The sequence below is a fragment of the Pseudoalteromonas caenipelagi genome (genome assembly GCF_013140855.1).
Taxonomy (GTDB): Bacteria; Pseudomonadota; Gammaproteobacteria; order Enterobacterales; family Alteromonadaceae; genus Pseudoalteromonas; species Pseudoalteromonas caenipelagi.
Genome location: NZ_JABBPG010000011.1, coordinates 1 through 11,792, shown reverse-complemented (window position 1 = coordinate 11,792; position 11,792 = coordinate 1). Strand labels below are relative to the sequence as shown.

11 protein-coding genes are annotated in these 11,792 nt (G+C 43.2%); 8 read left to right on the top strand and 3 right to left on the bottom strand.

All coding sequences use genetic code 11. The features are described 5' to 3' along the window. The first annotated feature begins 7 nt into the window (after window positions 1-7). Both HG263_RS19255 and HG263_RS19250 read left to right on the top strand, forming a co-directional pair. On the top strand, window positions 8-400 hold the full coding sequence (locus HG263_RS19255) for a RidA family protein (protein ID WP_171627708.1): 393 nt from the start codon (window positions 8-10) through the stop codon (window positions 398-400). A 168-nt stretch (window positions 401-568) separates the two neighbouring features. Continuing rightward, window positions 569-2,182, top strand: a complete 1,614-nt coding sequence (locus HG263_RS19250) for a FapA family protein (protein ID WP_171627707.1) — start codon at window positions 569-571, stop codon at window positions 2,180-2,182. A gap of 116 nt (window positions 2,183-2,298) precedes the next feature. Here HG263_RS19250 and asnA read toward each other — a convergent pair whose 3' ends face one another. Continuing rightward, window positions 2,299-3,297 (bottom strand): aspartate--ammonia ligase, encoded by a 999-nt coding sequence (gene asnA / locus HG263_RS19245; protein WP_171627706.1) that lies wholly within the window; start codon window positions 3,295-3,297, stop codon window positions 2,299-2,301. 183 nt (window positions 3,298-3,480) lie between these two features. On the opposite strand from asnA, the gene asnC reads away from it, so the two are divergent. The 3 genes from asnC to recG are packed head-to-tail and all read left to right on the top strand — an operon-like array spanning window position 3,481 to window position 6,786. Continuing rightward, a complete protein-coding gene (gene asnC, locus HG263_RS19240; RefSeq protein ID WP_171627705.1) occupies window positions 3,481-3,939 on the top strand; it encodes a transcriptional regulator AsnC in 459 nt (152 codons plus the stop codon). Between the two features lie 49 nt (window positions 3,940-3,988). After that, entirely contained in the window at window positions 3,989-4,687 is a 699-nt protein-coding gene (gene trmH, locus HG263_RS19235) for a tRNA (guanosine(18)-2'-O)-methyltransferase TrmH (RefSeq protein ID WP_171627704.1), read from the top strand. A gap of 11 nt (window positions 4,688-4,698) precedes the next feature. Beyond that, a complete protein-coding gene (gene recG / locus HG263_RS19230) occupies window positions 4,699-6,786 on the top strand; it encodes an ATP-dependent DNA helicase RecG (RefSeq protein WP_171627703.1) in 2,088 nt (695 codons plus the stop codon). 46 nt (window positions 6,787-6,832) lie between these two features. On the opposite strand, the gene galE is transcribed toward recG, so the two are convergent. Both galE and HG263_RS19220 read right to left on the bottom strand, forming a co-directional pair. Beyond that, window positions 6,833-7,849, bottom strand: coding sequence for a UDP-glucose 4-epimerase GalE (galE, locus tag HG263_RS19225; protein WP_171627702.1), 1,017 nt, complete (start codon window positions 7,847-7,849; stop codon window positions 6,833-6,835). Window positions 7,850-7,914: 65 nt separating this feature from the next. Then, window positions 7,915-8,778 carry a hypothetical protein gene (locus HG263_RS19220; protein WP_171627701.1) on the bottom strand — a complete coding sequence of 288 codons (864 nt, stop codon included), beginning with the start codon at window positions 8,776-8,778 and terminating at the stop codon, window positions 7,915-7,917. A 131-nt stretch (window positions 8,779-8,909) separates the two neighbouring features. Here HG263_RS19220 and HG263_RS19215 point away from each other — a divergent pair, with 131 nt between their 5' ends. The 3 genes from HG263_RS19215 (at window position 8,910) to yjjG (ending at window position 11,191) form a co-directional block, all read left to right on the top strand. Beyond that, window positions 8,910-9,809 carry a phosphoribulokinase gene (locus tag HG263_RS19215; protein ID WP_171627700.1) on the top strand — a complete coding sequence of 300 codons (900 nt, stop codon included), beginning with the start codon at window positions 8,910-8,912 and terminating at the stop codon, window positions 9,807-9,809. A gap of 146 nt (window positions 9,810-9,955) precedes the next feature. Then, a complete protein-coding gene (gene yjjX / locus HG263_RS19210) occupies window positions 9,956-10,501 on the top strand; it encodes an inosine/xanthosine triphosphatase (RefSeq protein ID WP_171627699.1) in 546 nt (181 codons plus the stop codon). Window positions 10,502-10,510: 9 nt separating this feature from the next. Continuing rightward, on the top strand, window positions 10,511-11,191 hold the full coding sequence (yjjG, locus tag HG263_RS19205) for a pyrimidine 5'-nucleotidase (protein WP_171627835.1): 681 nt from the start codon (window positions 10,511-10,513) through the stop codon (window positions 11,189-11,191). Window positions 11,192-11,792: the final 601 nt, after the last annotated feature.

The following is an 11,792-nucleotide window of genomic DNA, read 5'->3' as shown; positions in this document are numbered from 1 at the left end:
ATTAACAATGAATAAAGCAATTATCTCTACCGATCAAGCACCTGCAGCAATCGGTACGTACAACCAAGCAGTTAAAGTGGGTACTGCAGTTTACTTATCAGGACAAATTCCTTTGGTTCCTGAAACCATGGAAATGGTGTCTGATGACTTTAAAGAGCAAGCCCAGCAAGTGTTTAAAAACCTAACAGCTGTATGTGAAGCTGCAGGTGGTAAACTGCAAGATATGGTAAAGGTCAATATTTTCTTAACTGATTTAAGCAACTTTGCGACAGTGAATGAAATTATGAGCCAACACTTTAAAACCCCTTACCCTGCACGCGCTGCTATCGGCGTTAAGGAATTGCCTAAGGGGTCACAAATTGAGATTGATGGCATCATGGAGTTACCATCAACAAATTAATACAACTAATGCATTAGTATGAAAAAGCTGCGCTCACGCAGCTTTTTTATATCTGTTCTTTGATCTTAAGCACTTGACTCTATACTCTTTATTAAGCACTCTGTAACTAATACTTTTGTTTTCTGTCATGATTTAATTGGTCGGCCTGAAAGGTAAAGGGTGATAAACGTGTTCAAACTGGCGCACAACGGTAATATTTTATTAGAAGTTGCTCAACTTAACCCACCAAATGCAGCCTTCATTGTTGAAGCGCTGGAAAAGTCACCTTATGCCGATTGCGAAGTAGACCATGAATCAATTGAGGCATTTTTTAAAAGTGACCACCCAGAAAAACACCTAGTTGTTGCTAAAAAAGTAGATGCCCAACTATCCATTGAAGTATCTGACGATAAAATGATTGCAACAGCCCACCTAGTAACGGCCAAAGGTGGCGCCAAAATTAGCCTTGAACAGGCCAAAAAAGTGATCATAAAAGCTGGTGTCAGCCGCGGTTACAAACAAGCCTATTTAGAGCAAGTATTGCAAAAACAATTTGAGCTCCCACCAGGTGCAAATACGAAGGGCATCATCGCCAAAGGACGCCCACCAGTTGATGGGCAAGCAGCCAAACTCATACCTCATGTAACTACACTCAGAGAGCGTTTAAAACAACCTAAGCTTCGAGAAGATGGCTCGGTAGATATGCGCGACTTTGGTAAACTCGCAAGCGTTGCACCGGGTACTTTGTTAATCTCGAAACAACCTGCCACACCAGGAAAAGAGGGCTTCACCGTAACAGGAGATAGCATACCAGCCAAAGATGGTGACACGTTTGAGTTAACTGCTGGTGATGGCGCAGAGATCTCTGCAAGTAACCCTTTAGAACTTATAGCGACCATTGCTGGTTGTCCATCAGATATCCAAAATGGGATGCGTGTGGATGATGTATTTACCATTGGCGATGTCGATGTGCGCAGTGGCCATGTAGATTTTAACGGTAGCGTTATTGTTACCCACAATGTAGCCCCTGGTATGAAAGTAAAAGCAAAAGGCGATATTACAGTGATGGGCTCGGTGGAGTCTGGCGAACTTATCAGTGGTGGCCACATTGACGTAAAACAAGCAGCAATTGGCCATGTTGACCATCAAAATAACGATCAAGGTCTGACTTGTCGACTCGTAGCGGCTGGTGACATTCACGTAGCACACGGCCAGTATAGTCACTTAGAGGCAAACAATGTATTTATTGCCAAGCAAAGCAACCATTGCGCCATTAAAGCAACATCACTCGTTCAAGTCGGTGCAGACGATGCACCAAAGGGTAAACTTATTGGTGGAGAAATACTCGATGCGCAAATGGTCATTGCTGGGGAAATTGGCAGTGAATCAGGTGCCAAAATGACCGTACGCTTAGCGCATCGCGGTATCGAAATCACCTCAGAAACCGATGAGTGCCTAAAAGCGTTAACCAAAACCAGTGAACAACTAAATACCTTACAAAGCGCGATTGAAAAGGCCGATCAAGTTAAAGACGCCGAAAAGAAAAAACAACTCATGGCTAAAATTGGTGCAACACAAATGCACTATTGTGAAGAAGCCGAAGTTCTTGAAAAGAAAATGTCAGAGCTAGAGCTAAATCTCAATGGCTTATTAGAAAACACCAAGCTGGTTGCTAATCAAGCACTTCATCCAGGTGTCGAAATTCATATTTTTGATCGCGTATATAAAACGACCCGAAGCTACCCACCTTGTAGTGCAAGCCTTGTAGAGAACAAAATTGAGATAGAATTTAAAACCAGCTGATTAAGGTGTCTTTCTGATATCTAAAAATAGGTGGTTATACCCACCTCCTACGCACAAAAAAGCGGCACCACGAACACGTGATACCGCTTTGCGCTACTCATTATAAAACAACACAATTAACCTAATACATCTAAAACTTGTTCTTTTAATTCATCACTCCACACACTCACTTGTACTTGCGCGATATGTGCTTTTTGCAATAACAGCATTACTAAACGAGATTGGCCGATACCGCCGCCAATGGTTTGTGGCATCTCACCGGCAAGTAATTGCTGATGCCAATCATGGGCTAAACGCGCTTCATCTTCAGTGATTTTAAGCTGTCTTTGCAAGGACTCAGGACACACCCTAATACCCATTGAAGAAATTTCAAACGCATCTTCTAGTACAGGGTTCCATACTAAGATATCACCGTTTAAACCTTGGTATTTGTCGCAAGTAGCAGTTGACCAGTCGTCGTAGTCAGGTGCGCGAACATCATGGATTTCTCCATCACCTAGCTCGCCACCAATGCCTATTAAAAATACCGCACCATACTCTTGTGCAATCGCTTTCTCTCGCTGCTTAGCACTAAAGTCCGGATACATTTGACGCAATTGTTCACTATGAACAAAGGTGATTGTCTTAGGCAAAAATGGCGTTAAACCAAACTCTTGCGCAACCACTTGCTCAGTGGCTCTAATACCACGATAAAGCGCCTCTACAGTTTGTTTTAGTGTGGCTAAAGAGCGCTCTGATTCTGCGCAGATTATTTTTTCCCAGTCCCACTGATCAACATACACTGAGTGAACGGGTGATAGTTTTTCTTCATCAGGGCGAAGGGCTTTCATGTGCGTATACAGACCTTCCCCCACACAAAAGCCGTAGTCACCCAATGTTTTTCGTTTCCACTTAGCTAAGGAGTGAACCACTTCAAATTGCGCATCAGGTAACGCCTTCACCTTCACTGCTACCGCTTTTTCGGTGCCACTTAGATTATCTTGAATGCCATCTCCCACTTTAGCCAATATTGGGGCTTGGACTTCTATTAAACCCAATTCAGTTTCTAATTGTTGTGAAAATACTTGCTTAACTCGGCTTATTTGCTGCTGTGTTTGACGATATGTGCTTTGCATAATTAGGACCTCACTCCCAGTAAATTCTTAAATTTAATTGCCAGCGCTTCGTGGCTTAAAGCTATCGTCAACAAAAAACGGATAAATTACAATAAACATCAACAAAAATAACAAAAAGCCCTACATATCGTAAAAAAATCACGTTATATTTTATTAAATCAAAAATTAAAGCGGTAAATTTGCATGGAAAATTATCAAATCGATAATCTCGATAAATCGATTCTGCACGCATTAATGGACAATGCCCGTACACCTTATGCAGAATTAGCAAAAAGATTTGCTGTCAGTGCAGGCACAATTCATGTTCGTGTCGAAAAAATGAAACAGGCGGGGATCATTCAAGGCACAAAAGTGACGATTAGTGCCAAACGGCTCGGCTATGATGTGTGTTGTTTTATAGGTGTAAACTTAAAACATGCGCGAGACTATCCGAGCACCATTGAGCAGCTACAAGGTTTTGAAGAAGTGGTCGAAGCATATTACACAACAGGTAACTACAGTATCTTTATTAAAGTAATGGCGCGCACAATCGACCATCTACAAGATGTATTAATCAATAAAATTCAAACCATTGAAGCAATTCAATCCACCGAAACCTTGATCTCATTGCAAAACCCCATTGCCCGTGAGGTGATCCCCTAACGATTAGCGGGTATAATCGGCGCAATTTTGATTAAATGAGCAGTAATGGATGAAAGAAACGCGTTTTCATCGTGTCAAACAGGTGTTAGATAGACGCCAAACCGACCTGACCGTCTGTTTAGACGAAGTGCATAAGCACCATAATTTATCAGCCATCGTGCGTACCGCAGATGCAGTAGGTTGTCATCATGTACATGCTGTCTGGCCACAAGAGCAAAGACGTTTAACCAACAACACCTCCGGTGGGAGTAAAAATTGGGTTGAAACGCATATGCATGATGACATTGACGCAGCAGTTGCTGCCATTCGTGCTCAAAATCCAGGCATTCAACTACTTGCAACCAACTTAAGCGATGAAGCAGTTGATTTTCGCGACATTGACTATACCAAACCGACAGCCATTATTGTGGGTCAAGAGCGTTTAGGAATTTCAGATAGAGCCTTAGCTCATGCCGATAAGCATATCGTGATCCCCATGCAAGGTATGGTGCAATCACTGAATGTATCAGTGGCTGCTGCACTGATTTTGTATGAGGCACAACGTCAAAGAGATGCAGCTGGACTGTACGAGCGCAACGATATGCTAGACGCAGATACCAAACATACTTTATTGTTTGAGGGTTGCCACCCTATCATTGCTAATCGTTGTGTAGAAAAGGGGTTACCCTATCCAGCCTTAGATGAAGAGGGTGAAATCGTGGCCGACGAAGCCTTTTGGAATACTCTGAAATATAAAAAAGTGAAATAACAAGGAATAGCATGACGACGCCAAACCTCTCTAACTACCCTATCACCGAGCTTAAAGGCGTTGGACCTAAGGTAGCAGAACGTTTGGCTAAGCTGGGTATTTTTACCATCCAAGATATGCTATTTCACTTACCGCTGCGTTATGAAGATAGAGCCCGTACTTATGCGATTGCCCAATTAACGCCACATAGTCACGTTAGCATCGAAGCTCAAATTGAGCATAGCCAAATTACCTTCGGAAAAAGGCGCATGCTTATTTGTCACGTCAATGATGGCACAGGTAGGCTTACGCTGCGGTTTTTTAACTTTAATGCCACTCAAAAAAATGCCATGGAGAGTGGCAAAATCATTCGCTGTTTTGGTGAGGTGCGTCGCGGCCAAGCCGGTCTTGAAATGGCGCATCCAGAATACAGCATTAGAGACTGCCACAGCACTGCCCCTGATCCAAGTTTGGCCACGCTGACTGCTGTCTACCCAACAACAGAAGGCTTAAAACAGCTCAGCATTCGTGCTATCGCAGACAAAGCAGTTGCTCTGTTGGAAAAATATCAATTAGATGAGTACTTACCACTGCCATATCGCCCAGCAGGATTAAGCCTCAAAGAAGCGATATTAACGCTGCATAAGCCACCACAAGATGTGGATTTATCATTACTTGAACTAGGCCAACACCCAGCACAGCAGCGCTTAGCTTTTGAAGAATTGCTGGCACAAAATTTAAGCTTATTACAGCTTCGCAATCGCGCTCAATCGGTAAAGGCTGTGCCATTACCACCCTACAATACCTTAGAGCCAGAGTTTTTAGCTAATCTGCCCTTTGCGCCTACCAACGCGCAGAGTCGAGTGGTCGCTGAAATTAAACAAGATTTGCAACAACCTTTCCCGATGATGCGACTGGTACAAGGGGATGTGGGATCGGGGAAAACGCTCGTTGCGGCTTTAGCTGCTTTAAGCGCCATCGCCAAAGGGTTCCAAGTGGCCCTAATGGCCCCTACAGAAATATTATCCGAGCAACATGGTATAAACTTCACCAATTGGTTCAAACACTTAGGCATTGAAGTGGCTTGGCTTGGCGGGAAAACAAAAGGGAAAGAAAGAACACGTATTTTGGAAACTATCGCCAATGGTAAGGCGCAGATGGTGGTTGGCACTCACGCGTTGTTCCAGCAGCAAGTCGAGTTTTATAATCTTGCTCTTATCATTATTGATGAGCAACATCGCTTTGGTGTGCACCAACGCCTTGCATTGCGCGAGAAAGGCCAATTTAACAACTGCTATCCACATCAATTAGTTATGACTGCCACTCCAATCCCCAGAACACTCGCCATGACCGCATATGCTGATTTAGAAACATCGGTAATTGATGAGCTACCGCCCGGTCGAACGCCAATAACAACGGTTGCAGTGCCTGATACGCGCCGAGGCCAAGTGATTGATAGAGTAAGAACCGCCTGTTTGGATGATAAACGCCAAGTTTATTGGGTATGCACTTTGATAGATGAATCAGAAGTATTGCAATGCCAAGCCGCAGAAGATGCCGCAACATTACTGCGTGAACAACTGCCAGAGCTAACAGTTGGATTAGTACACGGTAGAATGAAAGCACAAGAAAAACAAGATATTATGATGGCTTTCAAAAATGGCGACATTGATGTGCTCGTAGCAACAACCGTGATCGAAGTCGGTGTAGATGTGCCCAATGCCAGTTTAATCATCATCGAAAACCCTGAACGCTTGGGCCTTGCACAGCTCCACCAACTGCGAGGACGTGTTGGCCGTGGTACTATCGCTTCACATTGCTTGTTGTTGTATCACGCACCATTATCAATCACGGCGCAAAAGCGTTTGGGTGTTTTACGTGATAGTAATGATGGTTTTGTCATTGCGGAGAAAGATTTGGAAATTCGTGGCCCCGGTGAAGTGTTAGGCACTAAACAAACAGGGCTGGCTGAGTTTAAAATCGCAGACTTAAACCGAGATAAAGCACTGTTAAATCAAGTGAGGCCGCTGGCATTTAAACTAATGCAAGCTCACCCGGAAGTGGTAGAGCCGTTAATCACACGTTGGCTTGGAACTAAAAGCGAACTGGCTATGGCCTAGCGTGGCGTGCAGATAAGCAACCAGTGCTTATCTGCCATAACAGTCCTTAGTCTTTGTAACCATTTGGATTGTTACTTTGCCAGCGCCAAGTATCTTGCATCATAGCATCAATACCACGCTGGGCGCGCCAACCTAACTCTTGCTGGGCTTTTTCAGGTGCAGCATAGCAAGCTGCAATATCCCCATCGCGGCGAGGTAAGATTTTATATGGCACGGCTTTGCTTGAAGCCTTTTCAAATGCATCAACCATTTGTAGTACCGAATAGCCATTACCTGTGCCTAGGTTATAGATATGTGTACCTACATGGTCATTGAGTTTATCTAACGCTTTAAGATGACCTACCGCCAGATCAACAACATGAATGTAGTCACGCACACCTGTACCATCTACAGTGCCGTAGTCATTACCAAATACCCCTAACTGCTCTAACTTGCCCACAGCAACTTGCGCGATATAAGGCAGTAAATTGTTTGGAATACCGTTAGGGTCTTCGCCTATAAGCCCTGACTCATGTGCACCTACAGGATTAAAATAGCGTAAAATTGCAAAAGCCCAACGTGCGTCAGACTTGGCGACATCTTGTAAAACCATCTCAACCATCAGTTTTGACGTACCATATGGATTAGTAGTGCCTCCAACAGGAAAGTCTTCTCTAATTGGTAAACTTTGAGGATCTCCGTACACAGTTGCAGAAGAGCTAAACACCAGTTTAAATACCCCCGCATCGCGCATTGCATCGAGTAGGGTCAACGTGCCTTGAACATTTACTTGGTAATACTCTATTGGCTTTCGTACTGACTCGCCAACCGCTTTTAGGCCTGCAAAATGGACAACTTCACTTATATCGTAACGAGAAAATACACCATCAAGAAACGCTTTATCTAAAACATCACCTTGGTGAAAAGCAACTTCTTTACCCGTGATTTGTGTGACGCGTGCCAAAGACTCCCTAGAGGCATTACTTAAATTATCAACAACAACAACGTCTTCACCTCGTTGCAGTAGTTCAAGTACCGTGTGTGAGCCAATGTATCCAGCACCGCCCGTGACCAATATACTCATTTCGCGTCCTTTAGCTAAAATATCCCGCTATTTTACTGTAGTTTTACGTCAATTTGCACTGGCAGTTATGATTTATCACACACAAACGCTAAACGTCCGTTGTGATAGCTCAACCTAGAAATATGGGTATCACAATACTGACTTAAGTTGTGCCACTGCGACACCGCCTTTGGACTTTCAAAGTTGCGAGTATAAATACGATTACCAATCGCATAAGCAACCTGCGTGTCGTCTAACCAAGTGTAATCTTGCACACCAGCTGGCATAACAAAATGATCCTTTACTTGTTGTGTTTTAGCGGAAAAACTCGCAAACCAATGCTGACCATTTTTATTGTAGGTAAATGAATAAATCTGCTTTTTATCATTAAACGCTAAAGTGCGCCCAATATCTTTTGCTACTTTAGATGGTAAGTGCCCTGCGGTATCTGTGTACTGCAATGTGTGTGGCTCACCTAATATAAACATCACCAGATCATCTTTAGCGCCCCATGCGTGATAACCCACAGGTTCAATGTGTTCAAATATCCGAGTCGCGCTTTGCTTTGTATCAAATGGATAAAACCATAGTTTTTGTTTGCCATCAGGCTCTACCACTACGCTCGACAGACCCTCGCCATGGGGATACAAAGTAGGTGAAAATTCAGAAACTGGCGTATTGGTTAAGTTTCGGCTCTGTTTACTCGCAAAATCGTAGAAAAACAAATCTGTTTGCGCTTGCTCACCATCAAGCACTTCTTGGGTGAAATACACCCCTTTCTCTGTAACCAAAGGTTGGTTGTGATAACTATCCGATGATGTTAATGACACGACTTTAATCGAGTCAGCCACTTCACTGGCAAGTAGAATTTGACTTTTAGGCATCGCGGCTTGCGCTGTATAAGTTGCTACAGCAAATAAACATGTAGCCAGTGGGATAAGTGCTTTCATGATGGTCCTTATTGTTTTTATTTGATCATACTCAGTTGTGTATTAAACCACAAAACTTGCTATTCGCGTCGCTTCGAGTAACAATCGATTTTAACTATTTTGTTAAAATTTTGAGTTTATCGAGGCCAACTATGTCCCAAAAGCACCCAATCATTGCTATTACTGGTAGCTCAGGGGCTGGCACCACCACCACCACTAACGCTATCAAGCATATCTTTCGTAGTTTAAGTGCCAATGCCGCTTTTATTGAAGGCGATAGCTTTCATCGCTATACACGCCCTGAAATGGATAAACTAAAAAGAGATGCGCTGCAAGAAGGCAAACATATTAGTTACTTTGGCCAAGAAGCCAATGATTTTGCCGCGTTAGAAGAGCTGTTTAGCCGCTATGGTGAACATGGTGATGGTAAGATCAGGCGCTATTTACACACCTTTGATGATGCCGTTCCCTACAATCAACTGCCGGGGACATTTACACCATACCAAGATTTAGAACCCAACACTGATGTGTTGTTTTATGAGGGCTTGCATGGCGGTGTTGTCACGCAAGAGCATGATGTTGCAAAACATGTCGATTTATTGATTGGTATGGTGCCGATTATCAACCTTGAGTGGATCCAAAAGCTTATTCGCGACACCAATGAACGAGGTCATTCTAGAGAAGCCGTTATGACCTCTATCGTGCGTAGCATGGATGATTATATTAATCACATTACGCCGCAATTTTCTCGTACCCACATTAACTTCCAACGCGTACCCACTGTTGATACTTCAAATCCTTTTAGCGCCAAAGACATTCCTTCGCTTGATGAAAGTTTTGTAGTGATCCGCTTCCGTGGGATTGATGATGTGGATTTTCCGTACTATTTACAAATGATTGACGGCAGTTTCATGTCTCGCATGAACACGCTCGTGGTACCGGGCGGTAAAATGGGATTAGCAATGGAGTTAGTACTTACTCCTCTTATTAAAGATCTGCTCGTAAAAAAGCGCGCACTTGAAAACATGGCGCCAGTAGACTTACCGATTTAGACTGCGCGTTAAAACGCTAACTAAAGACTTGGCAATAAAAAAAACAGCAATAAATGGCCACCAACTGCTGAAGTTATTTAACTTGCGAGCACAGACACTGCACATTAAACTAACGTTCCTCTTTTTGCCGTAGTTGGAGGCGAACAATGGCATCATCAAAAGTCATAAAGGTACTCGTGGGTTCACAAAACCCTGTCAAGATTAACGCAGCCAAAAGCGTGATTGAGCGCTACTTCCCAGATAGTCAAATTGACTGCCAAGGGTTACATGCACCAAGTGGCGTTCCCGAACAGCCGCTAGGTGAAGACCAAACCCGTATTGGTGCGCAAAATCGTGTAGCGTATCTGCAAGCCCACCACCAAGCCGATTTTTACTGTGCAATGGAAGGGGGGGCGTACCAATTTAGCTATGGCCCAGCAACATTTGCTTATGTGGTGATTGCCAATAGCCAACACACTAGTGTCAACCGCAGTAGCAATTTACCCTTGCCACAGTCTATTTATGATGCCCTTGTTGCAGGTGAAGAGTTAGGCCCTGTGATGGATAACGTGTTTAATACCAACAATATCAAGCAAAAAGGTGGCGCTATCGGATTGCTTACCAATCACGTCGCAACGCGAGAAAGCACTTACACCCAAGCGCTCACATTAGCCATGGCACCGTTTTTACACCCACATTTATACAGCAACTAAAGGCCAATGATGAAGTACAGCCATATCCTGTTTGATGCAGATGAAACCCTGTTTAGCTTTAATGCCTTTTTAGGGCTGAAAAAATTATTTGCTCAATATGGCGTTGATTTTACGCAGCAAGATCACGATGAATACCAAAAAGTAAACGCCCCACTGTGGCTTGACTATCAAGCAGGACGCATCGACGCGCAAACGTTACAAGTGACACGTTTTTCAAAATGGGCCGAGCGACTCACGGTTCCCGCGCATGAGTTAAACGCCGGTTTTTTAGAGTCGATGGCAAGTATTTGCGAACCGTTACCGGGGGCACGCAGTTTGTTAGCTCACCTAAAAGGTAAAGCGCATTTGGGCATTATCACTAATGGATTTGCCGCCTTACAAGAAAAAAGACTTGCCCACACTGGTTTAAGCGATTGTTTTGATTGTGTTGTTATTTCTGAATTAGTGGGCACTGCCAAACCCGATCCATATATTTTTGCTCATACATTGTCTTTGCTTGGCAACCCTGATAAAAGCAAAGTGTTAATGGTGGGCGATACCCCTAGCAGTGATATTTTAGGTGCTAATAACTTTGGTATTGATAGCTGTTGGTTACAGCATCCGGGTAAAACTTGCCCTGAGGGAATTGAGCCAACATACACAGTGCAATCACTCCAAGAGTTAGAAGCTATTTTGGGCATAGATCATTAAGCAACCTCAAAAGTAGCCACAAACACTGAGTCCATTTAGTTAGGAGTTAATACAGTGGCTATTTTTAAGAATTTACATGCCTGTAAGGGGCGTATTCTCGTACGAGTAACCCGTCAGCTTATCCTCAGCAAATAGCCCCACACACAGCGTAAAACACTATGATTTAAGTCATTGATTCCCTTAAATCATTAATTATCTTAATCAATGACTCTGACCCCATTGATTCCTTTTAATTTAGCGTAAAACACAATGATAATAACGGGTATCTGACAAACTGATTTGACACTTCCTTGCTAATCCCATCGTTCACTCCTTGAACTGAGAATTGAAATGATTTTGAAGAACTCAAAGCATAGAAAAGTCACTCAAACTTTCAAATTCGAGTGACAGTCCTTTTTAATTTTTGTTGAAATGATTTTGAAGAATCTAAAGCTTGGGCAAAGCACTCAAGGTTTCAAACTTGAGTGCCTGTCCATTTAGTTACTCTGCCAGCCAAGTTCTATGAGCTTCCCAAAAAGGTTCCTTTCTTTTACATACAGATTCTATACCATCCAAATAAATAGGTTTAGAGCTGCTAAAGTAAGTTACTCTGTAATACTTC